Annotated in this window: 17 protein-coding genes; 9 read left to right on the top strand and 8 right to left on the bottom strand. The window is 36.4% G+C overall.

The genetic code is table 11. From position 1 onward, the window contains the following. Nucleotides 1-205 precede the first annotated feature (205 nt). The 3 genes from ACO05K_RS11655 (at nt 206) to ACO05K_RS11645 (ending at nt 6,276) form a co-directional block, all read left to right on the top strand. Nucleotides 206-3,394: a SusC/RagA family TonB-linked outer membrane protein gene (locus tag ACO05K_RS11655; protein WP_421944604.1), complete on the top strand. Its 3,189-nt coding sequence runs from the start codon at nt 206-208 to the stop codon at nt 3,392-3,394. A 27-nt stretch (nt 3,395-3,421) separates the two neighbouring features. Further along, complete coding sequence (locus ACO05K_RS11650; RefSeq protein WP_421944603.1) at nt 3,422-4,978, top strand: RagB/SusD family nutrient uptake outer membrane protein; 1,557 nt, start codon at nt 3,422-3,424, stop codon at nt 4,976-4,978. A gap of 128 nt (nt 4,979-5,106) precedes the next feature. After that, nucleotides 5,107-6,276 (top strand): alpha/beta hydrolase-fold protein, encoded by a 1,170-nt coding sequence (locus ACO05K_RS11645; protein WP_421944602.1) that lies wholly within the window; start codon nt 5,107-5,109, stop codon nt 6,274-6,276. Between the two features lie 68 nt (nt 6,277-6,344). Here ACO05K_RS11645 and dapA read toward each other — a convergent pair whose 3' ends face one another. The 3 genes from dapA to ACO05K_RS11630 form a co-directional block, all read right to left on the bottom strand. Beyond that, complete coding sequence (gene dapA / locus ACO05K_RS11640; RefSeq protein WP_421944601.1) at nt 6,345-7,232, bottom strand: 4-hydroxy-tetrahydrodipicolinate synthase; 888 nt, start codon at nt 7,230-7,232, stop codon at nt 6,345-6,347. Nucleotides 7,233-7,346: 114 nt separating this feature from the next. After that, nucleotides 7,347-9,362 carry an NAD-dependent DNA ligase LigA gene (ligA, locus tag ACO05K_RS11635; protein WP_421944600.1) on the bottom strand — a complete coding sequence of 672 codons (2,016 nt, stop codon included), beginning with the start codon at nt 9,360-9,362 and terminating at the stop codon, nt 7,347-7,349. Nucleotides 9,363-9,412: 50 nt separating this feature from the next. After that, nucleotides 9,413-10,087, bottom strand: a complete 675-nt coding sequence (locus ACO05K_RS11630; RefSeq protein WP_421944599.1) for an ACP phosphodiesterase — start codon at nt 10,085-10,087, stop codon at nt 9,413-9,415. Between the two features lie 150 nt (nt 10,088-10,237). Here ACO05K_RS11630 and tyrS point away from each other — a divergent pair, with 150 nt between their 5' ends. The 3 genes from tyrS (at nt 10,238) to ACO05K_RS11615 (ending at nt 12,567) form a co-directional block, all read left to right on the top strand. Next, on the top strand, nt 10,238-11,524 hold the full coding sequence (tyrS, locus tag ACO05K_RS11625) for a tyrosine--tRNA ligase (RefSeq protein ID WP_421944598.1): 1,287 nt from the start codon (nt 10,238-10,240) through the stop codon (nt 11,522-11,524). A 111-nt stretch (nt 11,525-11,635) separates the two neighbouring features. Continuing rightward, nucleotides 11,636-12,115, top strand: a complete 480-nt coding sequence (gene parS / locus ACO05K_RS11620) for a type II toxin-antitoxin system Xre/ParS family antitoxin (protein ID WP_421944597.1) — start codon at nt 11,636-11,638, stop codon at nt 12,113-12,115. Further along, nucleotides 12,115-12,567: an RES family NAD+ phosphorylase gene (locus ACO05K_RS11615; protein ID WP_421944596.1), complete on the top strand. Its 453-nt coding sequence runs from the start codon at nt 12,115-12,117 to the stop codon at nt 12,565-12,567. The genes parS and ACO05K_RS11615 overlap by 1 nt, the downstream gene beginning before the upstream one ends. 1 nt (nt 12,568) lies before the next feature. Here ACO05K_RS11615 and ACO05K_RS11610 read toward each other — a convergent pair whose 3' ends face one another. The 3 genes from ACO05K_RS11610 to ACO05K_RS11600 are packed head-to-tail and all read right to left on the bottom strand — an operon-like array spanning nt 12,569 to nt 16,368. After that, nucleotides 12,569-13,552, bottom strand: a complete 984-nt coding sequence (locus tag ACO05K_RS11610; protein WP_421944595.1) for an acyl transferase — start codon at nt 13,550-13,552, stop codon at nt 12,569-12,571. Between the two features lie 32 nt (nt 13,553-13,584). Further along, complete coding sequence (locus tag ACO05K_RS11605; RefSeq protein WP_421944594.1) at nt 13,585-13,932, bottom strand: hypothetical protein; 348 nt, start codon at nt 13,930-13,932, stop codon at nt 13,585-13,587. Nucleotides 13,933-13,938: 6 nt separating this feature from the next. After that, nucleotides 13,939-16,368 carry a penicillin acylase family protein gene (locus ACO05K_RS11600; RefSeq protein ID WP_421944593.1) on the bottom strand — a complete coding sequence of 810 codons (2,430 nt, stop codon included), beginning with the start codon at nt 16,366-16,368 and terminating at the stop codon, nt 13,939-13,941. Nucleotides 16,369-16,555: 187 nt separating this feature from the next. On the opposite strand from ACO05K_RS11600, the gene ACO05K_RS11595 reads away from it, so the two are divergent. The 3 genes from ACO05K_RS11595 (at nt 16,556) to glgB (ending at nt 24,141) form a co-directional block, all read left to right on the top strand. Beyond that, nucleotides 16,556-19,489, top strand: coding sequence for a TonB-dependent receptor domain-containing protein (locus ACO05K_RS11595; RefSeq protein ID WP_421944592.1), 2,934 nt, complete (start codon nt 16,556-16,558; stop codon nt 19,487-19,489). Nucleotides 19,490-19,654: 165 nt separating this feature from the next. Then, nucleotides 19,655-22,117 (top strand): glycoside hydrolase family 31 protein, encoded by a 2,463-nt coding sequence (locus ACO05K_RS11590; protein WP_421944591.1) that lies wholly within the window; start codon nt 19,655-19,657, stop codon nt 22,115-22,117. Between the two features lie 62 nt (nt 22,118-22,179). Next, nucleotides 22,180-24,141: a 1,4-alpha-glucan branching protein GlgB gene (gene glgB / locus ACO05K_RS11585; protein WP_421944590.1), complete on the top strand. Its 1,962-nt coding sequence runs from the start codon at nt 22,180-22,182 to the stop codon at nt 24,139-24,141. A 150-nt stretch (nt 24,142-24,291) separates the two neighbouring features. On the opposite strand, the gene ACO05K_RS11580 is transcribed toward glgB, so the two are convergent. Together ACO05K_RS11580 and ACO05K_RS11575 are read right to left on the bottom strand one after the other, a co-directional pair. After that, nucleotides 24,292-24,894, bottom strand: coding sequence for a hypothetical protein (locus ACO05K_RS11580; RefSeq protein ID WP_421944589.1), 603 nt, complete (start codon nt 24,892-24,894; stop codon nt 24,292-24,294). A 107-nt stretch (nt 24,895-25,001) separates the two neighbouring features. Then, on the bottom strand, nt 25,002-26,060 hold the full coding sequence (locus tag ACO05K_RS11575; protein WP_421944588.1) for a cyclic nucleotide-binding domain-containing protein: 1,059 nt from the start codon (nt 26,058-26,060) through the stop codon (nt 25,002-25,004). Between the last annotated feature and the right edge of the window lie 471 nt (nt 26,061-26,531).

Genomic DNA, 26,531 nt, shown 5'->3' with positions numbered 1-26,531 from the left:
TTAACCCTATGAGATTTATATATAATTCTATCATTACCAGCGAAATTGTATTATTATCAATTTCATCTTTCTGTTTGCTTCTATTACTTATTTAGCATTCCCATTTTCTATTTCCTGTAATCTTCAATTCTTTTTAATTATTAACTAAATCGTTTTATGTAACATAATTTTCTATCATTATTAACCATTTATAAAATTTATGAGAATGAATCTATCAAAGATTTCAGGGCTAGCAATGCTCTTGCTGCTCCATGGCCCTGTTTTTTCAAAAAATCCCATGGAGGAAGGTCCAAATGGATTTAAAATTTCAAATTTTTCTCCTCTATTGCAGCAGACGACCATTAGTGGAACTGTTACGGATGAAAAAAATCAATCCATGCCTGGAGTTGGCGTAAAAAATCAAACTACAGGAAAATCCGCGGTTACAGACGCTTCAGGAAAATTCGTTATCGAGGCGAGTCCGGGTAATGTAATTCGCTTTACTTTTATCGGGTATAAAAACAAAGATGTTACCGTAGGAAGTGGTTCAACCCTTAATGTTAAAATAGAACCCGCGGAAGCAAATGAACTTAACGATGTTGTTGTAATCGGATATGGCGCCGTTAAGAAGAGTGATTTAACCGGCTCAGTTGGTGTAGTTAAAGCAAGTGAACTCCAGGAGCGCCCTGCTCCATCCCTTAATCAGGCGTTAGCAGGTAGGATTGCAGGTGTTCAGGTGAATACCAATTCAGGAAGACCTGGTGGACAGACCAATATCAGAATCAGGGGATTTAGTTCTATAAATACGAGTAATAATCCTCTTTATGTAGTAGATGGAGTGGCGCTGCCTGTAGGTTCACAGACCCAGAATAGCAGTGCTATTGATTATATCAACCCAAGCGATATTGCTTCTGTTGAGGTATTGAAAGACGCTTCATCGACTGCTATTTATGGTGCAAGGGGTGCTAATGGTGTAATTTTAATTACAACTAAAAAAGGAACAGCCAATAATCAACGCATTACTTATGATGCAGATTTTTCTGTAAATACACTTGGTCCAAAACATGTTGAAATGCTGGATGCTTTCGAATACGTTAAGGTACAGGATTTGGCCTATGAGAATATTAAAGTATACGATCCGGTAGGCTGGGCAGCGGGGAATTATGCTTCTACACCAGTTCCAAAAAATGCCCGAATCGCTTTACCCCAATTTTTCGATGGTAATGGTAATCCTCTGTATAATACGGATTGGTTAAAGGAGTCAACACAGAATAAACTTTCGCAAAACCATCAACTTGGATTTTCTGGTGGTAACGAAAATAGCACTTACGGCATTTTTGCAGGTTATCGCAATGATGAAGGCCTTCTTAAAAACTCTTTTCTTAAACGTTATTCTGCCAGATTCAACTTCGATAGTAAGATAAAAAGCTGGTTAAAAGTTGGGGGTAACCTAAGCTATAATAATCAACAAGAAAATATTGTAGACCAAGGTACTGGCGGATTAAATTCTGTTAGGATGATTACAGAAGCTTTTCCTTTTCTACCGATTAAATTACCTGATGGAAGATGGGGTGATAATAAGTTGATTCCATGGGCAGAAGGCGGTTCAAATCCGGTACATATTTTAACTGATCAGAAATATGGTGTTGTAACTCAAACCGCATTAGGAAGTCTTTACAGTACCATCAGCCTAACAAAGGATTTGGAGTTCAGAACACAACTTGGTGCGAACGTTGTGAGCAGAAATATTAATGAATATAACGCTAAATTACTATATGGTATCTCTGATGGGCAAAACGGTACAGCTAACATTACTGATGACAGGGAAACCTTCTGGTCATTAGAGAATTATTTAACTTATAACAAGCGTTTTGGAGAATCTCACGCACTAAACGCCTTATTAGGTTTTTCATGGCAAGAAACCAATTTTTTCAGTAACACTAGTCATGCAGAGAATTTTGTAACCGATTTTTATGGTAATAATAATCTGGGTTCGGGAAGTAAATCGATTACAGTTGGCTCGAGCAGAAACCGTTCAGCATTTAATTCTTATTTCGGAAGGATAAATTATGCTTTTAAGGATAAATATTTAGCTACAGTTACAGGCAGGGTAGATGGTTCATCAAAATTTGGAGAAAATCATAAGTTTGCTTTTTTCCCTTCTGCAGCCCTGGCTTGGAAAGTATCTGAAGAAAGTTTCTTGAAAGGAAATAAAACAATATCAAACCTTAAATTACGTACCAGCTACGGATTGAGTGGTAATTCTGAGTTGCCTGCATATCAATCTTTAGCAACGCTTGTTAACAATTCAGCAATCATAAATGATACAAGAGTTACAGGTATTGGTATTGGAAGACTAGCCAATCCTGATTTAGTTTGGGAGAAAACTGCACAATATGACGCCGGACTTGAATTGGGTTTATTAAATAACCGAATTAATATAGAAGCCGATGTATATTATAGAAAAACAACAGACATGCTGTTGGATGCACCAGTTCCTCGTTCAACTGGTTATGCCGTAATTCGCAAAAACATTGGCTCAATGCGTAATAAAGGGGTTGATTTAGGTATTAATACCATAAACGTTGAAACGGAAAACTTTGCCTGGAAAACCAGTTTCAACATATCTTTAAACCGCAACAAGGTACTATCATTAGCAACTCCTGACGATATTTTTGGTGTTGGTAATCCAAACTTTACCAATCAAACCGGAATCATCAGAGTTGGAGAACCTGTTGGCTCCTTTTGGGGACTTGTTCGTTTAGGAACCTGGAGTGAAGCCGAAAGAGCAACTGCAGCGCAGTTTGTAAGTTATCGAGGAGGTAAAACACTTCTTCCTGGTGATGTGAAATATCTTGATGTAAATGGCGACAAAGCAATTACAGATGCAGACAGACAGATTATTGGAAACGGAACTCCAAAAGGCTGGGGATCATTCTCCAACTCATTTCGATATAAAAATCTTGATCTGATAGTAGAATTACAATATTCTTATGGTAACGATATATTAAATATGACACACCACTCTGGCGAAGACAGACAGGTACAGGCCAATAGTTTTGCAAGTGTTTTAAATGCCTGGACACCGCAAAATCAAAACACATCTATCGCTGCTATCCGTGATCAGTCGGCAGGTTATGTAACCAATGTGGATACGCACTGGCTAGAGGATGGTTCATTTATCCGCGGTAAAAATTTGTTGTTAGGCTATACATTCAATCCTTCAGTTGTACAAAAATTAAGATTGAGCAGACTTAGAGTCTACGCCTCAGTCCAAAACTTTTTCCTTGCCACTAAATATACCGGAAACGATCCGGAGGTGACCACCTACGGTAATGCTTTTGCACAAGGACAAACTTTTTTCGATTATCCTAAGCCAACAACTTTTATGCTGGGCTTAAACATCGGACTGTAATATTGATTAACGATAAGAAATACTAAAATGAAAATTAATATAAAAAATATTGTCTTGTTATCGCTTCTAGCAGTCGCGATAACGAGTAATTCGGGATGTAAGAAATTCCTGGAAGAGCAGGACCCTACGAACCTATCGCCCTCAAGTTTTTACACCTTGCCTGAACATGCGGAGGCAGGAATTGCGGCTGTTTATGCCGAGCTTAGATTTATTGGTAACGGGGCAGGAATTTTTTCAAATAACTGGCAAATGTTTGATGCTCCTTCTGGAATACAAACGACCGAGACAGCACAAAACTCAGATTTGAATAACTTGTATTCGCTAATTTATGATGGTTCTAATCTTCATATTAACCAAAATTGGAATGGCTTTTACAAACTAATCGCACAAACTAATTTGGTTTTGGATAAAGTTCCGGGAATAAATCCAATGGATGCTGTGCAAAAAAAGCGTATTCTTGGAGAGGCTGCCTTTGTCAGAGCCTGGGCATATTTCTATCTGGTTCGTTTATGGGGAGATGTTCCGCTTATTGTAAAACCAATAACAAGTCCTAACGATCCAAATTTCTCACCGGCAAGAACTCCACAAGAACAGGTTTATAAACAAATTGTTGATGATTTAATTTTAGCAGAGGCGGCAGGTTTGCCTTTTATGGATGCAAGTGGACGAGTTTCTACGGCAGCCATCAAAACTCAGCTGGCTAAAGTTTATTTAACAATGGCTGGTCAGCCTTTAAATAAGGGAGCCGAATATTACAGACTTGCTGCAACGAAAGCTAAGGAAGTGATTGATTATTCAACAGCCAATCCAACTGTTGTAGGTCTCTTTCCTAATTACGCTGCGCTTCACGATGCCAAAAACGATAACAAGGTTGAGCACTTATTCGGTATTCAGTATAATGATGCAGCTGGTGCAGGGAATCCACTTCAATCGTCATATTTACCTTTGCATCAGCCACTGGTTTCAAAGATTGATGGTATAGCTACCTCGATACCTACTCCTGAATTTTTCACTTCGTATGATGCCGGTGACATAAGAGCAAAAAACCGTGAAGGATTTTTCTTTACCGATTATTATACTGATGGTTTCAAACTGCCATTGATAAACAGAGGGAAAGCTTACGTGTTTAAATATTTCGACATCATTGCCAATGGAACACTTGGTGTAGAAGGAACCAGTAGGAGTGATTTGAATATTCCGCAAATCCGCTATGCAGAAACTTTGTTAATTTATGCTGAAGCTCAGAACAGAGCGGACGGAATAGCAAATACAGCCGCTTATGCAGCAGTAAATGCGATTCGCTCTAGAGCAGGTTTAACGCCATTGGCCGGTTTAACACAAACAGCATTTGAGGAAGCAGTTTGGACAGAACGCTGGCACGAGTTATGTTACGAAGGCATAATTTGGTTTGATATGCTACGTTTACGTAAAGTGTACAATGAAACCACTAAGGGATTTGATAATTTTGTTGGGCATATCAACAAAAGTGTTAACCAACCATTACAAGCGAAGCATTTATTATTCCCAATACCAACACCAGAAATCAAGAACAACCAAAAGTTAACTCAAAATCCTGGATATTAAAAAAATTGTTAAGTTAAGTTGATTAGTGAGCGGATGCCCTTTTGGGTATCCGTTTTTTTTATGACGAAAATTAACCATTAATCAGTTATGGATTTTTATATCTTTAAGCATACCATATCATTCCAATCATGAAAAAAATAATACTCCTCCTTCTTCTGATGAGCACTAAACTGATTTATGCTCAAGAGAATCTAAATTTTGGTCGTCAGAAGGAAATTATATCTCCACAAACCAATAGTGATGGTTCGTTTACTTTCAGGCTTAAGGCTCCAAATGCAAAGAAAGTAGAAATACAAGGTGACTTTTTGGTTGCCAAAGGAAATGCTCCAGCGATAGAATCAATGAAATTAGGAGCAGATAGTATCTGGACTTTTACTTCTTCAGTTTTACCGTCAGAGCTTTACAGTTACAGTTTTATTGTTGATGGATTGAAAATTAGAGACCCTAATAATGTGTACCTCATTCGCGATGTGTCTTCAGTTGTAAACGTGTTTTTAGCTGGTAACGGCAAAGCCGATTTGTATATGGTTAAGGATGTGCCTCATGGAACAGTCGCAAAACGTTGGTATGAATCGGCAGGGCTTAAAACCAGTCGCAGACTTAGCGTTTATACACCACCAGGTTATGAGTCATTAAAAGGAAATTATCCTGTTTTATATTTATTACATGGTGTTGGTGGAGATGAAGAAGCGTGGATGCAGCTTGGCAGAGCATCACAGATTTTAGATAACCTAATTGCCGCAGGTAAGGCAAAGCCGATGATTGTAGTTATGACTAACGGACACACGAGTAACACTGCTGCGCCAGGAGAATCGTCAAAAGGTTTATATAAACCAATTATGATGACACCGGACGTGTTTAACGGCGACATGGAAACTTATTTCAAAGAAATAATCGATTTCACTGAGAAAAATTATCGTACCGGAAAAACTCAAAACGATAGGGCAATTGCTGGCTTATCAATGGGAGGATTTCATTCGCTTTGGATTTCGGCAAACTACCCTAAAACTTTTGGTTATGTTGGTCTATTTTCTCCGGCAATATTAGCTCCTGCGAGTGCAAATAGTCCTATTTACAAAGATTTGGACGTAAAATTACAAGCTCAAAAGAAAAACGGCTATAAACTTTACTGGGTCGCAATTGGAAAAACAGATTTTTTATATAAAAACGTAACCGATTTTCGTAAAAAGCTTGATGGAATGGGGTTTGAATATCAATATAAAGAAAGCGAGGGTGGTCATACCTGGTCAAATTGGAGAGATTATTTATCTGCTTTTACAACAATGTTATTTAAGTAGATATTAAAAATAGGCTAAAATAAGAAAGGCTTCCAAATTTCGATTTGGAAGCCTTTCTTAATAATTAATTAAGCTACTGCACTTATTTTTTCTAGCTCGGCAATTATTAATTGTTCAAGACCTGAAGATGCTTTAACCAAAGGCAATCGTACTGTATCGCCACAAATATTTAAATGTTTTAGTGCAGCCTTAATTCCTGCAGGATTTCCTTCTGCAAAAGCTAGGCGAGTAAATTCTACCAAACTTAAATGAGCTGGTGTAGCTGCTTTAAAATTACATTCAAGACATAAATTAACCATATCGGTAAATGGCTTAGGTACAGCATTTGCAATTACTGAAATAATTCCACTCGCACCTAAAGCAATCATAGGCAGTGTTATCGGATCATCACCAGAAATTAATAGAAAATCTTCTGGTTTATCTCTCATAATCTGATTAAACTGGTCGAAACTTCCTGATGCTTCTTTGGTTGCGATAATGTTTTTAAAATCGTGAGCCAACCTGCAAGTTGTTTCCGGGCCCATATTACTCATTGTACGGCCAGGAACATTATATAAAATTAAATCCAAAGGTGAAACCTCTGCCAAATGTTTATAATGCTGATAAATTCCTTCCTGTGTTGGTTTGTTGTAATAAGGACTAACCGATAGAATGGCAGAATATCCTTCTTTGTTAAATGATTTAATATCTTCAGCAACCGCTAATGTATTGTTGCCACCAATTCCGGCTACTAATGGTAATCTGTTATTGTTAATTTCAGCAGTAAAAGCCCACACCTTCTTCTTCTCTTCCTTAGTCATTGTGGCTGTTTCACCTGTTGTACCTAAAGAAACGAGGTAATCTACCCCTCCATCTACCAAGTGATTAATCAGGTTTTTTAAACCATTATAATCAACTTGTCCATCTGCGTTAAAAGGTGTAACTAAGGCTACACCAGTACCCTGAAATTTGTTCATTATGTTATTTATTGTTTTTATTCAGCATAGGCACTTTTTACCTATGTGTTCTTTTATTTATAAATCCCCGTTTAGGATGTGTCTCATACTAATTAATATTTTAACTTTAAGCGCTTATTTTGCTAACATGCCAAGTAATTCTTCATCACTAATTATAGGTATCTTTAGCTTAGTTGCTTTTTCGAGCTTTGATGGTCCCATATTATCTCCAGCAACTAAATAATCAAGTTTGCCAGAAATGCCACTTAAAATTTTTCCACCGTTAGCTTCAATCAAATCTTTAAGTTCATCGCGACTCAAATTTTCGAAAACGCCCGAAATTACGAATGTTTTTCCAATAAGTGTATCGCTGTCTAGCGTTATTACTTTTTCTTCAATTTCGAAGGCTAATCCGGCTAATTTTAATAATTCTATTTGTTTTATATGCTCATCTTTTCCAAAATACTCAACAATGCTTTCAGCAATACGTTGCCCTATTTCATTTATAGCAATTAATTCTTCAAGATTTGCACTTGCTAGTTTATCGATATTTTTAACACCAGCAGCGAGTTTTTTTGCTACTGTTTCGCCAACGTAACGAATCCCTAAACCGAAAAGTACCTTCTCGAATGGCATTTGCTTGGATTTTTCTATGCCAGATAACATATTTTCGATGGAGCGTTCTCCAAACCTGTCGAGCGATTTTAATTGTTCAGCTTTTTGATAAAGTGTATATAAATCGCTGATGTGATTTACCAATCCATTTTTGTAAAAAGTTTCAATAGTTTCATCACCCAATCCATCAATATTCATCGCTTTGCGTGAAATAAAATGCTGAATTTTGCCAACAATTTGTGGCGGGCAGCCTTCATCGTTTAAGCAATAATGAACGGCTTCGCCTTCTTTTCTTACTAGTTCAGTTCCACATTCGGGGCAGTTTTTCAGGTAATGTATTTTATCAGAACTAGGTTTGCGTTTATAAAGATTTACTTTAATAATTTTTGGGATAATTTCTCCGCCTTTCTCTACAAAAACAGTATCGCCTTCATGTAAATCTAATCGCTCAATTTCATTGGCGTTGTGTAGAGTAGCTCTTTTAACGGTTGTACCAGCAAGTAAAACGGGTTTCAAGTTTGCAACAGGTGTTACCGCACCTGTACGACCAACCTGATAAGTAACCTTTTCCAAAATGGTTTCAACTTCGGCAGCTTTGTATTTGTAAGAAATTGCCCAACGAGGAGATTTGGCAGTGAAGCCAAGTTCCTGCTGTTGCGCATAACTATTTACTTTAATTACGATTCCATCGATATCGTAACTCAATTTAAAGCGTTCGTTTTCCCAATGGTGAATAAATTCTAAAACATCGTCGATGTTTTTTACCAATTTATTATGCTCGCAAACGTGGAAACCCCAATTTTTTACAGCGTTTAAGCTTTCCCAATGTGTTTTAAACTCATTTTTATCGGTATACAAGAAATAAATAAAACCATCTAACGGACGTTTTGCTACTTCTTTGCTATCCTGCATTTTTATAGTGCCTGATGCAAAATTTCTTGGATTAGCGTAAGCAATTTCTCCCAATTCTTCGCGGGCAGCATTTAGCTTTAAAAAAGCCGCTTTATGCATAAAAATTTCGCCTCTTATCTCAAAATGTTCAGGTGCATTGCCTGTTTTAATTTGATGAGGAATGGTGTGAATAGTTTTTACATTACTAGTTACATCATCACCTTTTGTTCCGTCTCCACGGGTTACAGCTCTTAAAAGTTTGCCATTTTCGTAAGTAAGGCTTATGGATAAGCCATCAAATTTCAGTTCGCAAACGTATTCAAAGTTATCACCTATCGCTTTTCTTATGCGTTCATCAAAGTCGCGTAAATCCTGTTCGTTGTAAGTATTTCCCAATGATAACATTGGATATTTATGCTGTACAGTTACAAAATTCTTGGTGATATCGCCGCCAACACGTTGTGTTGGAGAATTTGGATCGGCAAAATCAGGGTTTGCCAGTTCTAAATCTGCAAGGTGTTTAAGTTTTTTATCAAATTCAAAATCGCCAATAGTTGGCATCGCCAATACATAATAATTGTAATTATGCTGGTTTAATTCTGCCACAAGGGCATCCATTTCTTCTTTTACTGCAAATAGCGACATAACACAAAGATAAAAAAAGGAAGGATGCTTGAAAGGCTCTATCTAATTAGTTAGGATAGTTTCAAATCTATTTCATCGAAAATATCCATAAAATCTTTTTCCAAAATCTCTTTAAAGAAACCCAATTGGAAAGTTAACTGGTCAAGTTGATGTTCGTTTAAAGTTTCAGGCCATAAACGCATACATATTCTGTTTAAAGCATAGCTGATGTTTCCCAGTTTTTGATAGCTTAATAAATATTTACTGCTGATAAACTGCTCCAAAAATTTGAAGAATACATCAGGATTTTTCAATTGGCAATGCTCAAGAAAATCGCTTAACGATTCTTTTTTAACGGCAGTTAAATTATCATAGAAATGGTTGACTTGAATTAAGTTGTGTTCAATTAAAAGATGATCCAATAAAAGTTCTAAGCCTATATGAGCCAAAAATGAAGGTCGAACAATTGAATTTTCTAACACCGGAAGGATAAGGTGTTTAAGTTCTGTAGTTCTTTCAAGAAAAAATGTTGAGGAATGAAAATGTAAGTCTACCGCGAGATGGCGTTTCCAACCTTTTAATAAACTTTCCTCATCAAGGTTTCCTAAAAATAAAAACTCATTTTTTTGCGGATATAGATTTGCCTCTTTTGATGCATTTTTTATTAAATCGGGCAATACAGTGCCCATCACAATATTTGCATCAGTAGTGTTTCTATCAAAATAAAAATGAGAAAGGAAGTTCATTCAGTAAATATAGTTTTTAAAATTACCCGTTTTAAGATACTGCATTATCTTAACCACAATATAACAATTCATTTATAAAAAGATTTTAGCTTTTCATTTGGTTTCGGCTTTAACATCAAAAAACTATCTTTGCGCAATTAATTTTATACCATGACAAATTTTGTTGAAGAGTTACGTTGGAGAGGCATGTTGCACGATATTATGCCTAATACTGAAGAAAAGTTAAATGAAGGCATGACTTCTGGCTATATTGGTTTCGACCCGACTGCTGATTCGTTACACGTTGGTCACCTTACCCAAATTATGACGCTTATTCACTTTCAGAATGCGGGTCATAAACCTTTTGCTTTAGTTGGCGGTGCTACAGGAATGGTTGGCGATCCGTCAGGGAAATCTGATGAGCGTAATTTGCAAACTCCAGAAATGATTGAGCATAACCTAAAAGGGATGAAAACTCAATTGGCTAAATTTTTAAAGTTTGAAGATGCTGGTAACGGTGCGGTTATGGTAAACAATGCCGACTGGTTTAAGGATATGAATCTTTTTACTTTTATTCGTGATGTTGGTAAACACATTACCGTTAACTACATGATGGCGAAAGATAGCGTGAAAAGACGCTTGGAAGGCGATTCTGGATTATCTTTTACTGAGTTTTGCTACCAACTGATTCAAGGTTATGATTTCTATTATTTGTGGAAGAACAATAACTGCTTAGTACAAATGGGTGGTTCTGACCAGTGGGGCAATATCGTTACCGGAACAGAATTAATCAGGAGGAAAGACCAAGGTACGGCATATGCCATTACTACTCAGTTGATAAAAAAGGCAGATGGTACTAAATTTGGTAAAACCGAAAGCGGTGCAGTTTGGTTAGATCCAGAAAAAACCTCTCCATATAAATTTTATCAATTCTGGTTAAATGCATCAGATGATGATGTTAAAAAATGGATTAGAATTTTTACATTAAAAACTAAAGATGAGATTGAAGCACTTGAAAAAGAACATGATGCTGCTCCTCATTTAAGAATATTACAAAAAGCATTAGCTGAAGATATTACAGTTAAAACGCACTCGGTTGAGGCGCTTGAAACTGCAATAAAGACTTCTGAGTTTTTGTTTGGAAATGGTTCTTTAGAATTTTTGAAAACTTTATCTGAAAATCAGGTTTTAGAAATGTTTGAGGGTATTCCTCAATTTAAAATATCAAAAGCTGAACTTGCTGGTGGATTTGATGCAGCAACTTTATTTGCTGAAAAATCATCTATTTTTCCATCAAAAGGTGAGACTAAAAAGTTAATACAAGGTGGTGGAGTTTCTGTTAACAAGGAAAAGGTTGCAGATGCAAATCAGATATTCAACTCAGAAAATTTAATAAATGATAAGTTTATTGTAGTACAAAAAGGAAAGAAAAACTATTTCTTATTGATTACAGAATAAGCTAATTACATTTTCTTAATACTTTAATCCCAAGCTTTTTAGCTTGGGGTTTTTTTATTTGATTTTTTTTATTTCGGACAAAATGTATATATTGGTGTATTATTGTCTGATATGAAAAAGAAAATCGAAGATATCCAAAAAGTTGAAGAGCCAATATTTGCGTATGGTGTACAAAGTTATACGCCAATGGTTGCCATGATGGGAAGTCAATATGCAAATCCTTCGGATTTTGATTTGCTTCAATTAGCTAGAAAGGGCATTTCAAAAAAGTCGTTATTAGCTTTGGCAAAGCAAATTTCTTTAACAATAGAGGAAGTGGCTACTGTATTGCATATTTCTGAACGCACTTTGCAAAGATATACGCCAACTACATTGGTTAAAACAGAACATGCCGATAGAGCAATTGAACTTGCCTTATTATATGAACGAGGTATTGAAGTTTTAGGTAACGAAAAAGCTTTCAGTACCTGGATAAAATCTCCAAATGTAGCGCTTGGTGGCGAAGTTCCTTTTAATTTATTGGATACCCGAATTGGCTTTACAATGGTGCTAAATATTTTAGGTAGGATAGAGTACGGAGTTTTTAGCTAATGATTCTGTATCGAATTTCAAATTGTAACTACGCTAATGATTATAGCGGTACAGGCGCAAAGCTATATGGCGGTCGCTGGAATTCAGTTGGTGTTCCATTGCATTATATGGCTTCGAATAGGGCTTTAGCTGCTTTGGAAGTTTTGGCAAATAAAAATACACTAATAAATTCTAAAAATTTATGTTTAACCGTATTTGAATTACCTGATAATCTTGTGAAACAAATTGAATTGAAAGATTTACCTAAAAACTGGAAAGATTATCCATCAATACCACAACTAGCAAAAATAGGCGATGAATTTGCAAAGCAGAAAGAATTTTTATTGCTTAAAGTACCATCAGTTTTAATCGAGGACGAATTTAACTATTTAATGAATGTTAATCATCCCGCGGTTATTGAAGTTAAAATTATTGAGGTAAAACCATTTATGTTTGATGACAGATTGACTTAAATTACTGCACCAAAAGATTACAACCTCTAATATCTGCGTTATCAAATCTCCCTAACACTTCAAAACTACCATCAGGGTTTATTCTACCTAAATCCTGTGTTGCAATAAAAGAGCATGAATTTATATTTGCTAAATCAATAACGTTAATTCCTCCGGTTTTACCGTTATTAATTAGTGACAGGGGATCGTTTGTATCTCTAATTAAAACTTTTATCCATCTCGGGCAATTAAAAATACCATCACCTAAAGAATAAGCCTGAGAAAGCAGTTCCGTCATGCCATATTCGCTATGAATCGATTTTACGCCAAAACCGTTTGTAAGTTGCTCATGTAATTCCTCGCGAACCATTTCCTTTCTTTTGCCTTTCATTCCACCGGTTTCCATAATGATGAGTTCGGGGAAATCAATTTCAAATTTCTCTATAAAACCGAGCAGGGCATAAGTAACACCGATTAAAATAGTTTTCTGATTTTTAGATTTTAAAATGTTAAGTGTTTCAAGAAGCTCGTCGTGGTTATATAAAAAATATCCACTTTGTGGATGATTGCTTTTTTCAATCAAATCGTTCACCATATAGATTAACGATGAGCCTGAACGTTGTTGATAGGATGGAAGTAATGCCAAAAAACAATACTCTTCTATTTTCCCGTAAAACTGATTAAAAGCCTGAAGGTAGCTTTGCTCATATAAACTCACATCTGTTACATGATGGCTACTTTGGCTCATTCCTGTAGTACCAGAACTGCTGAAGGTAATTTCTACAGGGTTTTTACTACTTAATATGGAGTGTGTTTTAAAAAAACTAATGGGTAGAAAAGGAATGTCTTCAATACATTTAACTTCATTGATATCAATACGCAGATTTTGAATATAATCGCGGTAAACGGCACAATTTTTTGATTGTAATTTGAAGATTTCTATTGCAGCAGCACTAAAACCCTCATTTTCTTTTACAGAAAATATTTTATCAGCATTTAAACTCACAAGCGCAAAAATACTAAGCTTTATGCTATTTTCTAGTCAGTTTTTTTAATCAGCATCGCTTTGCGGAAATGGTAACCACAAAACCCACTAATTCCTGCCACCAAACCGCTGACTAAGCCAGTTACAAGTAATAAAATCCACCATATCTTAATGCCTATCATAACTGCAACTCTGCTTGCAAGGATGTTATCGTTAGGTAAGCTTTTAAATAGCGAATAACCAATCCACAATAAAAATATCGCAAAAAAAGATTGCCAGAATGCAATTTTACCTGTTTTGCCAATAATGCCACAGGTTGCGAAAGAAATTACGATGATAACCCACCAAGGCGCAACCATTTGAAGGAAAAAACAGATAATTAATATAACCAGAAAAACCATTTTGTATTATTTAGATATTTTTAATCGAGAAATTATTTTGCCAGATTTATCATCTGGGCTTTGCATGTAAAATAAATCGTAAAGCTGACCGCTAGCCCATTTATCTACCATGTTATCGTAAAATTTGCTGCCTGGATTACCAGATTGGCCGCCAGGGTAAACGCCATGTCCTTTTGGTGTTTTGCCAAGTTCTATTACCATTCTCCACGATGGCCCGTTTGCTTCGCTCATTGCATTTATAGTGCTTTTTGCGCCGCCTATTAATAAAACTTTCGAGCCAAAGCCTGGTATTTTTGCCAAATGCGGAACATTGGTTTGCTTGACATTGGCCCAATTCCAATCTTTATTAATCGGGCCAAACCTACGTTCTAAACTATCGCAACTATATTTAAAAGCTTCATTTACTAAATCAGAAAGTGTTTCTTTCTGTGGAGTTTTAACATTGTCGAACCATTTCGATTCAGGTTGTTTCAAAATCAATTCTATTGTTCTGTCCCTTGATGGATAACGCATCGGTATGCCGTCTACCTTAAATTCATCATCCCAAATATTAAAGGAAACGCGTTTGGTCCAGATTTCGAAAACACTTGCAGCAATCTCATTTGCATCGTAACGTTTATTCCATTTATTTACATAACTAAAAGCCTCTTTTTGGGTAGCGTTTAATTGTTCGTTATTAACCAAAGGCAACAATGTTGGCAAAATATTTTGGGCCATAATGCTGTAATTGTCAGTTTGCATTAATCTTATGCTATCAAGATTTGCTTTGGTCATTGTCGTTAACCTATCATTAATTCGCTTGCCTCTTTCGTAAGGTGCAAATTCCCAGTTAATGTAATAAGGATAACTTGCATCGGTTGAAGATTGATTTGCTGAACTTACAAAACCACGTGGCGGGTTTTTAACCGTTGGATTTTGTGCTGCCGGAATCCAGCCTTGCCAATCGTAAGATGGGTCGGTTCCGTCTAAAATAAATTTGCCTTGATTCTTCCACTTCAATGGAAATTTTCCATTTGGAGTGATGGCAATATCATTATCAATACTTGCGAAAACAAAATTTTGGGCAGGAGCCGTATAAAAAGTTAATGCTTTACGGTAATCATTATAGTTTTTGCCTCTGTTTAAATAATAAAAGGTCATTAATTCATTCGATTCATCATGTGCAATCCATCTCAATGCATCCCCAACAGGTACATTATTTGCTCTTGCATATTTAGGTTGTTGAAAATATACAACCGGACCATGGTGCGTGTAATAAACCGTATCAATTTCATCTTTGCTACCACGAATTTTTATGGTTTCAAGCCTTGTTTTTGTAGCTTTCCATTGGTTGTTATACCAGTATTCTTTGTGCGAATCATCTTTAAATTTAATTTGATAAAAATCAAGTACATCTGCCGCTACATTAGTTACGCCCCATGCAATTTTTTGATTAAAACCAATAATTACGCCCGGCGCACCTGGAAGCGAAACTCCATAAGTATTTACCCCTGGAGCATGAAGTTGAATTTGATACCAGATTGATGGTAGAGTTAAATCTAAATGTGGGTCGTTGGCTAAAATAGGAAAGCCCGATGCCGTCTTGTTGCCCGAAAGCGCCCAGTTATTACTTCCTATACCTTCAATTTTTTCTGTCGTTTTTACCTCTCCGGTTATTGCTTTGGTAAAAGATTCAGGGGTTTTCGGTATGCTAAGCGGAGTAAAATCCCATTTTGTACCTACCGGGATAATTGGGTCTTCGCGAAATGGATAGTCTGGAAATAGATCTTTAGTTACTTCAGTTCCGAATTTTTTAAGAATGTTAGTCATGTAAAACTCATCAGAGCCCATTGCTAAGACTGCCGACATTTGCTTTAAAAGCAAGGCACATTTTACAGGTGACCAGTTCTCAGGTTTAAAATCAAGTATTTTATATTCTATTGGGTAATTGGCATGAGATAAAGTTTTAATGTATGCATTAATTCCATCCGTGTATGCCAAAATCATTTCCTTCGCTTTAGGGTCGGCCATCATGCCTTTTAAAGAATTTTCTGCACCGTAAACCATGCCCATTCTTCGCTGGTAGCGGTCAACCTCAATTGCTTTTTCTCCAACTACTTCACTTATTCTTCCGGCGGCAAACCGTGTTTGAAAATCCATTTGCCAAAGGCGGTGCATAGCCGTAACGTAGCCTTGAGCAAGGTAAAGGTCATGGTCATTCTTCGCAAAAATGTGCGGAATCATTCTATCGTCGAAAACAATTTGAATTTCATCTATTGCACCTTTTATTTTCGCTTTATGATTAAACATAAAATGATTATTCTCTGCATTTTGCCAAAAACCCATAAAAGGATTTAGGAACTTCAGGATAGGAGGCGTACTTCCGATTTTTGTATTGAACAAAAAAGCTAATGCGATAGGGATGATAACGCAAAAAAGCGCTTTTATTTTATTCATAATGGTTAGCTGATGTAGACTAATAAGTTTTGTTGAGCGATATTATTGCAAATTACAACAATCTCTATGTGAAACAAAATAATAAATTTTATTAAAAAATTATTATGCTAACATAATTTGTTTAATTCAAAAAAAGCATTTAAGTTTATATTAACTAAAGAACAACTAACCAAATAGTAATCATTTTATGAGCAAATTCTCTACGCAAATCTTGTATGTGTTTCTGCTTGTATGTGCAACTAATTTTGCAGTACAAGCCCAAAACATAACGGTAAGTGGAACCGTTAAAGATAAACAGACAAAAGAACCATTAATAGGTGTAACCGTAATCGTTAAAGGACAAACAGGTGGTGCAGCCACTAGTGCAAATGGTAGTTTTAGTTTCACAACATCAGCAAAAACGCCTTTTACTTTGGTAGCAAGTTATATTGGCTACACTACCGTAGAACAACAGGTTACCGGAGGTACAACAGGGATATCTATAGAGATGGATGGCGGAACTGTTTTAGGTGGTGACGTTGTAATTTCTGCATCAAGAACTCCGGAACGTATTTTAGAATCGCCTGTATCAATAGAGAGAATGAGTGCCGCATCCATTCGCGAAATTGCAGCGCCATCTTTTTACGATGCCTTGAATAATATGAAAGGTGTAGAAAGTAGTATGCAAAGTTTAACTTTCAAATCTATTAATACCCGTGGTTTTAACTCTAACGGTAATACGCGTTTTAACCAATATATTGATGGAATGGATAATCAGGCGCCTGGTTTGAATTTCTCAGTTGGTAATATTGTTGGTATTACCGAGCTCGATATAGATAATGTTGAACTTCTACCTGGTGCATCCTCAGCGTTATATGGTGCTGGTGGTATTAACGGTACCTTGTTAATGACATCAAAAGACCCATTTAAATATCAGGGTGCAAGCTTTCAATATAAAACAGGAGTTAACCATGTAAATGATAATAATAGCTCTGTTCAGCCTTTTAACCAATTGGATGTTCGTTTGGCTAAATCCTGGAATAACAAATTTGGTGTAAAGGCAGCATTTTCATTCTTACAAGCAAAAGATTGGTTCGGAAATAATTATTCAAATTTTGATAGAGTTTCTAGAACCGCAAAGTCTGGAGACAGAAATAGCGATACCAACTATGATGGTATTAATGTCTATGGAGACGAGGTTAGTCAGAACATGAGAAATGTTGCTTTGAGTGTTCAAAATGCAACTATTTCTGGTATTAATGCTGGCTCAGGCGGTGCAATACCGAACATTAAAAATTTAATTGACGGCACTTTTGGTGCGGCAATCCCTAACGCAGCACAACAAGCTGGGTTTTTAGCTGGATTACCTGCCGCATTACGTCCGGCAGTTCAAAACTATTTTCCATTTTATGTTGGTTTAAAAGCAAATTTAATTCCTGATCAAAACGTTTCAAGAACAGGATACAACGAAGAAAACCTGGTTGATTACGATACTAAATCTTTAAAAGTATCTGGAGCGATGTATTACAATATTACCAATACCGTTCAGGCTGTTGCGCAAGCAAATTGGGGTACAGGTACATCTGTTTACACAGGTTCAGATCGTTATTCTCTACGTAATTTCAATATTGGTCAGTATAAACTAGAGATTAAAGGTCAAGATTTTTATGTTAAAGGATATACTACTCAAGAGCGTTCAGGTGATTCTTATATTTCATCAATACTTGGTAGTTATATTAACGAGGTTTCAAAACCATCAACAACATGGTTTCCTCAATACATTGGAAATTATGTTGGTGCGAGAGCAGCAGGTCAAAATGATGTAGCAGCGCACGCCTTTGCGAGAGGTGTTGCAAATCAAGGTCGTTTCGAACCTGGTTCTCCTCAGTTTGCAACTACAATGAATACCATCATGAATACGACAATTAGTGCTACTTCTATTAATTCAGCTAATCCTTCTCAAAGTATTTATGGTGCTAAATTCGATGATAAAACCAATTTATACCATTATGAAGGTATGTATAACTTTACCAATGCATTTAATAATGTAGTAGAGTTTCAGGTTGGTGCATCATATCGTCTATACGATTTAAATTCAGCAGGAACAATTTTCAATGATTTAAATGAATCGATAGACATTAACGAATACGGTGCATTTGCACAAATTGGTAAAAAACTCTTCAACGATAAGGTGAAATTTACTTTTGCTGGTAGATACGATAAGAGCATGAACTTCGAAGGTCGTTTTACACCACGTATTACGGGAGTTTTCACAGTTGCTAAGAATAACAACATCAGAGCATCTTACCAAACCGGTTATCGTAACCCAACTACACAAAATCAATATATCGATTTATCAGTGGGTGGAGGTTCTCAACGTTTAATTGGTGGTTTGCCAGAAATCATGTTCGGTAAATATAATCTTAACGGTAATAAAGCTTTTACTGATGTAAGTTATAGAGCATTCTTGGCATCAGCAGCAACTGGTACACCAAACCCTGCTTTGCTACAACAATATACTTTTGATGCAGGTGGCGTTCGTCCGGAAAGTGTTCAATCTTTCGAGTTAGGTTATAAAGGATTAATTACTCCAAACCTTTTAATTGATGCTTACGGTTATTACAACACTTATAAAGATTTTATTACTGCAGTTGATGTTTATCAGAATGTTGGCACATTAGCTAGCCCTACTTTTGTTAAATTCGGTGTTCCGGTAAATGCACAAGGTGAAGTAAATTCTTATGGTGCTGCTTTAGGTTTAGATTATTTAATGAATAAATGGACAGTTAGCGGTAACGTATCTTACAATCAAATCGGCGATCTTCCCGTAAACTATATCAACGATTTCAATACACCGAAAGTTCGCTTTAACTTAGGTTTAGGTAATAAAGAGATTATCAAAAACTTTGGTTTTAACGTTTCTTACCGCTGGCAAGATAGATTTTACTGGAATTCATCTTTCGCATCAGGCGAAGTGCCGGCATACAGCACTTTGGATGCACAAGTTAGCTTGAAAATTCCTTCAGTTAATTCTTCTATCAAACTTGGTGGTTCAAACATCATGAATAAATATTACATCACTTCTTATGGTAACCCGGCTGCAGGTGCTATTTACTATTTGGCATTTACATTTAATCCATAATATCAATTAGTTAACATTAAAAAAATCAAAGCCTGCATAGTTTTAAACTTTGCAGGCTTTTTTATGCACAATTAAGTTACCTTTTACAAAATATTTGTATTATAGTACTTTCTTAAACGTATTCAGGTTTAAGGAGTTTAATTTAATTTTTTTGAATAGTTAAGGATGGAAGATACAAACGATAAGCAGAACGAGGTTAATGAATTGATTGAAAAAGAACAGGAAATTCAACATTTAAATAATCCCGTTGATATTTCTGTTAAGCCAATTGTTAAACAATATTTAGGAGCTGTAAAAAAGGTTAAAAAAGAAGGTAACCGTTTTTATTTTTCTGATGGAGATGCAAGAGTAGAAATTAGAGTTGTAAGCGACAATATTATACGTGTTAGACTTGCGCCACACGGTGTTTTCTTAGATGATTTCTCTTATGCTGTGCCTGAAGTTGACCAGAAAGTTTCTGTTTTTAAAATGCAGGAACATGATGAATTCTATACTGTTTCTACAAGTGTTGTAACCTGTAAAATTGAAAAAAAGAATTTCCATATTTCCTTTTCAGATAACATTACAAATACTGTAATGGTTGATGAAGCCAACTCAATGCATTGGGAAGAAAATGTTGATTTTGGTGGATATTATATTTACGCAACTAAGAAATGCCATCCTGAAGAAAATTTCTTCGGACTTGGAGATAAATCAGGGAATTTTAATTTAAGAGGTAGAAGGTTTGAAAACTGGAATACCGATGCTTATTCTTTCGGCTGGAATCAGGACCCATTATATCGCACTATTCCGTTTTACATCGGAGTACATAATCAGGCAGCTTACGGTATTTTCTTTGATAATACTTTTAAATCTTACTTTGATTTTGGTAGCGAAGATGTATCAAAAACTAGTTTCTGGGCTGATGGAGGAGAGTTGCAATACTATTACATACATGGTCCACATATGATGGATGTTGTTAAGCGTTACGCAACCTTAACAGGAACACACCCGATGCCCCCAAAATGGACTCTAGGTTATCAGCAGTGCCGTTGGAGTTATTATCCTGAAAGTAAGGTTAAAGAAGTAGCTAAACAATTCAGAGAACGTAAAATTCCATGCGATGCAATCTATTTAGATATCGATTACATGGATGGATATCGCTGCTTTACCTGGAATAAAAAGTATTTTCCTGACCCAAGGAGAATGATAAAAGAGCTTTCTGATGATGGTTTTAAAACCGTTGTAATGATTGATCCGGGAATAAAGGTTGATGATGATTACTGGGTTTTCAAAGAAGGTAAAGACAATAAATATTTCTGCCGTAGAAGTGATGACTATTTTATGGAAGGTCATGTTTGGCCGGGCCGTTGTCAGTTTCCTGATTTTACCAATCCAAAAGTTAGAAAATGGTGGGGTAAATTATACGAGGAGATGGTAGATATGGGGGTTGCAGGTTTTTGGAATGATATGAACGAACCTGCAGTATTTGGTTCGGGCACTTTCCCTAACGATGTTCGCCATAATTACGATGGTTATCGTGGTTCGCACCGTAAAGCACATAATGTTTATGGTATGCAAATGGTGCGTTCTACTTACGAAGGTTTGAAAAAACTAATGCGTAATAAAAGGCCTTTCACAATCACAAGAGCTGGTTATGCCGGTATGCAGCGTTATGGAAGCGTTTGGACAGGAGATAACATCGCCACCTGGGAGCACTTAAAAATTGGAAATATCCAGTGTCAACGTTTAGCGGTTTCTGGCGTTTCTTTCTGCGGTACTGATATTGGTGGCTTTAGTGGCGAACCAGATGGTGAATTATTTACAAGATGGATTCAGCTTGGAACATTCTCTCCATTTATGCGTGCACACTCGGCTGGTGATACTGCGGAGCGTGAGCCATGGAGTTTTGGAGAGTTTTTTGAAGATATTAACCGAAAATTTATTGAGTTAAGGTATCGTTTGTTACCATATTTATATTCGGTTTTCTGGGAACATCATCGTTACGGTTTCCCAATTTTGCGTCCGCTTGTAATGCTTGAGCAAGAAAATATCAGCAATCATTTCCGTCAGGATGAATTTTGCTATGGAGATAAGTTGTTGATTTGTCCGGTTTTGGAGCAGGGTGCAATCTCAAGAAAAGTTTATCTTCCAAAAGGAAAATGGTATAATTTCTGGACTAATGAAATTCTTGATGGAGAAAGCGAGCATTTAATTGAGGCAAAAATTGATAGTATGCCGATGTTTGTGCGTGCGGGTTCTGTAATTCCAGAGTATCCTGTAATGCAGTATGTTGATGAAAAATCAATTACTGAGGTTGTTTTGAATATTTACAATAGTGATTACGAAGTGAACTCGTATATGTACGAAGATCACGGCGATACTTTTGCATTTGAGCAAGATATTTATCTGGAGAAGAAATTTACAGTTAAAGGTGATGATCAATTTTTGAAAGTAAACCAGAGAATTGAAGGTTTATACACTCCGAATTATGAGTTTTATGCTTGTAATATAATGGGTGTAAACTTTCAGGTAAAAAAGATTATTGTAGACAATAAAGAAGTGACTGATTTTTATACAGATGATAAAAATATCCTTCACTTTAAGTGTCTTAAAAATTTCTCAGAAATACAGATTTTAAGTCTGTAATCATTCAACCCCGAAACTTTAAATCGGTTTCGGGGTTATACCTATCTAACCGAAAAACGTCTATGTCAGCAGCAAAAAAAGAAAATATTAAGAAAGCAGCTTTACCAGTAGATTTTACTTTGAACGTTTGGTCTCACAGTTTATTTACGGATTATGATATTGATTTATTTTCAGTCGGCAAGCATTTTCGATTATACGAAAAATTTGGTGCTCACATCACAACGCTTAACAAAACAGCTGGAACATATTTTGCGGTTTGGGCACCTAATGCCATTAGAGTTGGTGTAGTTGGGGATTTTAACGGTTGGGACAGAAGGGCTCATCCTTTAAATAAACGTTGGGACAAATCAGGTATTTGGGAAGGTTTCATTCCAAATATTGGAAAAGGCGAAGTTTATAAATATTTCGTAAAAGGATTTGATGAGTCAGAGCATTTAAAAGGCGACCCTTACGCAACTAAATGGGAGCATCCACCGCAAACGGCCAGTGTAATTTGGGATACTGATTACAGTTGGAAAGATAAAGCCTGGTTAAAAAAAAGACCAAAACTAAATGCTTTAAATCAACCTATATCAGTTTATGAATTGCATTTAGGTTCTTGGCAGAGAGATCCCAGCGAGCCTGAAAGAGTTTTAAACGCTCGTGAGGTTGCCACAGCCTTAGTTCCCTATGTTAAGGAAATGGGTTTTACTCATGTAGAACTTATGCCTGTAATGGAGTTTCCATTTTTTCCAAGTTGGGGATATCAGATAACAGGTTATTTTGGAGCTAGTTCCAGGTATGGAAGTCCGCAGGATTTAATGTATTTAATAGAAGAGTTACATAAAGCGGATATTGCTGTAATTCTGGATTGGGTACCATCTCATTTTCCTGGTGATAGACATGGCTTGTATGAATTTGATGGAACTCACCTATACGAGCATGCAGATATGCGTAAAGGATTTCATCCAGATTGGAAATCTTATATTTTCAATTATGATAGGAACGAAGTTCGTTCGTTTTTAATTAGTAACGCTCTGTTCTGGTTAGATAAGTATCATGCCGACGGGCTTAGAGTAGATGCGGTTGCTTCTATGCTTTATTTTAATTTTTCTAGAGAGGATGGAGATGCAGCAACCAATGAATATGGTGGAAGTGAAAATCTTGGTGCAATACAATTTTTGCAAGATTTGAATGTTGCCGTTTATGGCAATTTCGAAGGTGTGCAAACTATAGCTGAAGAAAGCAGTACTTACCCTGGAGTAACTCATCCCGTTCACTCTGGTGGATTAGGTTTTGGGATGAAATGGATGATGGGTTGGATGAATGATACATTAAAGTATTTCAAAGTTGATACTTTAGGTAGAAAACACCACCATAACCAGCTCAGTTTTAGCATGAGTTATGCTTTTACCGAGAATTTTATGTTGCCTTTTTCGCACGATGAGGTTGTGCATGGCAAATCGCCTATGTTGTACAAAATGCCTGGCGATGACTGGCAAAAATTTGCCAACTTAAGAGCACTCTATGGCTATATGTTCACGCATCCTGGCGCGAAGCTACTTTTCATGGGCAACGAATTTGGGGACACAAGTGAATGGAATTTTACAGCATCATTAAATTGGCATTTGCTTGATTTCACACCTCATAAAGGACTGCAAGAAACTGTGAAGGCTTTGAATTTTCTTTACCGGAACCAACCAGCCTTGCACCACTTTAATTTCAGTTATGAAGGGTTTGAATGGCTGGATGCGGATAACTCTAGTGAATCAACCTTTGTTTTTATGCGAAAGGGGCCTAAAGCTAAAGATACTTTGATTGTGGCCATCAATCTTACCCCGGTAGTGAGAGAAAGCTACCGAATTGGTGTACCCTTTAAAAATAATTGGACGGAAATTTTTAACACCGACAATATTATCTTCTACGGAAGTGGAATTAATAATAGCGGTCATATTCTTGCTAACGAGCAACCATACAATAATCAGCAGTATTCTATTGAGGTTGTGCTGCCTCCATTGGCAGTGGTGATTTTTAAAAGCCGTTAACAACAAGAGTACAGAATAACTACAGTGTACTTTCTATAAACAAAACAAAAAATAGATTTGTAGTTAACTAGCGATTTCATTAGTAATTTTTGGTAATCAGTTTTGTCGCAAGAAAAAAAGCATTTGAGGTCTGGATTACGAATTAATCACTCAAGCTATCAAAATCGGAATTGGTTCAAACTGGGTAATTTTATCCTTTAGTTCTTTTGTAAGCCATGGATAGGTATTGCTAAAAAAATATAGACGGTTGGCTGATTGTTCCTGTGCATGCAGCGCTGTCCTTGAATCAAAGCCTTTCATGGCGTAGGGAAAAAGTAGATTAAAAAATAAGACCATTAAAATTGGGTATTTTTTGCAACCCTCTTCTAACTGCTGACCATTTATAATCATGAATTTGGAAGGTTCGCATGCAGTAACATTAAAGTTTTCTAAAATGGATTCTTCACACATAAACATGCTTCCTTTTATCCCAACCCATATTACTTTGTTTTGTTCTGCTGTAGCATTCGACAGGTATCCATTTACCAGACCGCTAGTTAACATTAGGATATGTGTCTTTGAGTAAGGGTGCTCTGCATTAAAAAGCAACTCGCCTTTCTTTACATATCTGAATGAAGTATTTAAATAGAGGTAGCGCAAAGCTTGGTGGTGAGACCTGTTGTTTAAGAAAGGTAATGACAGCTTTAGAAAGCTGCGTATGTTTGCAGTTGATTTTTTATTTATTCTTATTGGCTCTGGGGTAGCAATCATCATAGATATAGGGGTTCTGAATACTAGGTACTAATATTTTTCAAATTTCCTCAAAACGAAATACATTTCCGCTGACTGCAGACAGTATAAACCTTGATTATGATCAGCAATTAGTTCCTTAGTGATTTAAGTTGTTCAGGCCTCTTTATAATAATCTCGTTGCCATGTTTTCCAATCAGACCCTCCCTGGCAAAATCACCAAGTACCCTGCTCAAAGTCTCAGAAGCAACGCCAGTAAAGCTGGCCAGGTCGTTTCTTGATATAGTAAGGATTGGTTGAAGATTGTAAGGTTGATTCTCGGAAAGGTGTAAGATCGTATTAGAAATCCGTTTCCGCACTGAACAGTAGACAATTTCTAAAAGCCGCTTTTCTCTCTGTGTAACTCTTGAAGATAAATCCCTGATAAACATTTGAAGTAGGTCCGGGTAGTCCAGTATCATTTGCTGCAATTCTCGCATTGGGATTGTGACAACCTCTGTATTCTCAATCGCCACTGCCTCATCTATTGAGAGCTTTCCTAGGGAAAGGTTTTCCAGGCCGAAATACTCGTTTTTGTGGTAAAAGCCAGTTACCATTGTATTCCCTTTAACATCGGAGATAAATGTCTTTACCCGCCCTGATATAATAAAATGGAGACCAGAAACATGGTCATCGTTGTAAAAAATGGTTTGGCTTTTCTTAAATGATCGTAATGGGAAGTTTTTGAGGCGTTCGATAAGCCAAGGTAAAGCTTCATTGAGGGTTGCAGCGACCCTGGCCTGTTGAATTTTCTTTAAAAATAACTCTTGTTGGAAACGCTTTTTTCTTAGGCGCACTTCTGCCTGATTGAGTAATTCTAAGTCGTCAAAAGGCTCAACTAGATATCCATCTGTTCCGAGCTCCATCGCCTTCCTTGCTAACGGTTCCTGGTATTTTTCTAGTAACATAATAAAGCTGGTGGCAGCAGTTTCCAAAAATTTATTCGCTACTCTGAGTACGCCGAAACCATCCATTCCGATGAGTTCAATTCCGCAGATTACCAAATCTATAGGGTTTTCCCGTATGTGTTCAACTGCCTCGCTACCGCTCGCTGTTTCTTTGACCTTGTATTTGCCTGCAGTGAGTATGCTTGATATTTTTTTTCTTAACTCAAAATTCTTGATTGCTATCAAGATTCTGGATCCTTCCATTTAAATTTAATTTTTGAGTCCGGCTTTGTTTATTGCAAGCTGGAAATTACAAGACGGTTGTTAGCTGAATTTGTTATTTATCTAAAAAAGAGTTCTTTTGCCGAAGTATGCAAAACTCCCGAAGAATAGGTTACTACAGAGATTAATAGCCCAAATAAAAGCCATACTAATTCTTCATTTTCCAGGTCAGTCAGTTCCTGATGTACTTTACAAAAGAAAAATTTGAGCTTCCGTTGCAGGTTGACATAACACTGGTGCAAATATGTTGTTTTTTTCATGCAATAGCAAGAAAATAAAAGGCGTAAAGTAAAGATTGATGTGATTTAGAGCTTAAATAGTAGAACTTTCTGCTTGAATTGCGCAATTCTGCGTCAATTAAGCTTTTAGATGGCTTAATATTTACATTGTTTGTAATTGTAGGGCAGATGTGTTTGTTCATATTGGGCAAAATTCAGGTTTTGCGCAAAGCTT

Source organism: Pedobacter sp. (assembly GCF_965227205.1).
In the GTDB taxonomy this organism is placed as follows: domain Bacteria; phylum Bacteroidota; class Bacteroidia; order Sphingobacteriales; family Sphingobacteriaceae; genus Pedobacter.
Note: the sequence above shows the minus strand (reverse complement) of the source record. Positions and strands in the feature narration are given on the sequence as shown.

What these genes read in the sequence shown, in the direction of transcription:
- glgB (WP_421944590.1), top strand. Translation starts at nt 22,180, where the DNA reads ATGTCAGCAGCAAAAAAAGAAAATATTAAGAAAGCAGCTTTACCAGTA.
- tyrS (WP_421944598.1), top strand. Translation starts at nt 10,238, where the DNA reads ATGACAAATTTTGTTGAAGAGTTACGTTGGAGAGGCATGTTGCACGAT.
- ACO05K_RS11630 (WP_421944599.1), bottom strand. Translation starts at nt 10,087, where the DNA reads ATGAACTTCCTTTCTCATTTTTATTTTGATAGAAACACTACTGATGCA.
- ACO05K_RS11605 (WP_421944594.1), bottom strand. Translation starts at nt 13,932, where the DNA reads ATGGTTTTTCTGGTTATATTAATTATCTGTTTTTTCCTTCAAATGGTT.
- ACO05K_RS11615 (WP_421944596.1), top strand. Translation starts at nt 12,115, where the DNA reads ATGATTCTGTATCGAATTTCAAATTGTAACTACGCTAATGATTATAGC.
- ACO05K_RS11645 (WP_421944602.1), top strand. Translation starts at nt 5,107, where the DNA reads ATGAAAAAAATAATACTCCTCCTTCTTCTGATGAGCACTAAACTGATT.
- ACO05K_RS11575 (WP_421944588.1), bottom strand. Translation starts at nt 26,060, where the DNA reads ATGGAAGGATCCAGAATCTTGATAGCAATCAAGAATTTTGAGTTAAGA.
- ligA (WP_421944600.1), bottom strand. Translation starts at nt 9,362, where the DNA reads ATGTCGCTATTTGCAGTAAAAGAAGAAATGGATGCCCTTGTGGCAGAA.
- ACO05K_RS11595 (WP_421944592.1), top strand. Translation starts at nt 16,556, where the DNA reads ATGAGCAAATTCTCTACGCAAATCTTGTATGTGTTTCTGCTTGTATGT.
- ACO05K_RS11600 (WP_421944593.1), bottom strand. Translation starts at nt 16,368, where the DNA reads ATGAATAAAATAAAAGCGCTTTTTTGCGTTATCATCCCTATCGCATTA.
- parS (WP_421944597.1), top strand. Translation starts at nt 11,636, where the DNA reads ATGAAAAAGAAAATCGAAGATATCCAAAAAGTTGAAGAGCCAATATTT.
- ACO05K_RS11580 (WP_421944589.1), bottom strand. Translation starts at nt 24,894, where the DNA reads ATGATGATTGCTACCCCAGAGCCAATAAGAATAAATAAAAAATCAACT.
- ACO05K_RS11590 (WP_421944591.1), top strand. Translation starts at nt 19,655, where the DNA reads ATGGAAGATACAAACGATAAGCAGAACGAGGTTAATGAATTGATTGAA.
- ACO05K_RS11650 (WP_421944603.1), top strand. Translation starts at nt 3,422, where the DNA reads ATGAAAATTAATATAAAAAATATTGTCTTGTTATCGCTTCTAGCAGTC.
- ACO05K_RS11655 (WP_421944604.1), top strand. Translation starts at nt 206, where the DNA reads ATGAATCTATCAAAGATTTCAGGGCTAGCAATGCTCTTGCTGCTCCAT.
- dapA (WP_421944601.1), bottom strand. Translation starts at nt 7,232, where the DNA reads ATGAACAAATTTCAGGGTACTGGTGTAGCCTTAGTTACACCTTTTAAC.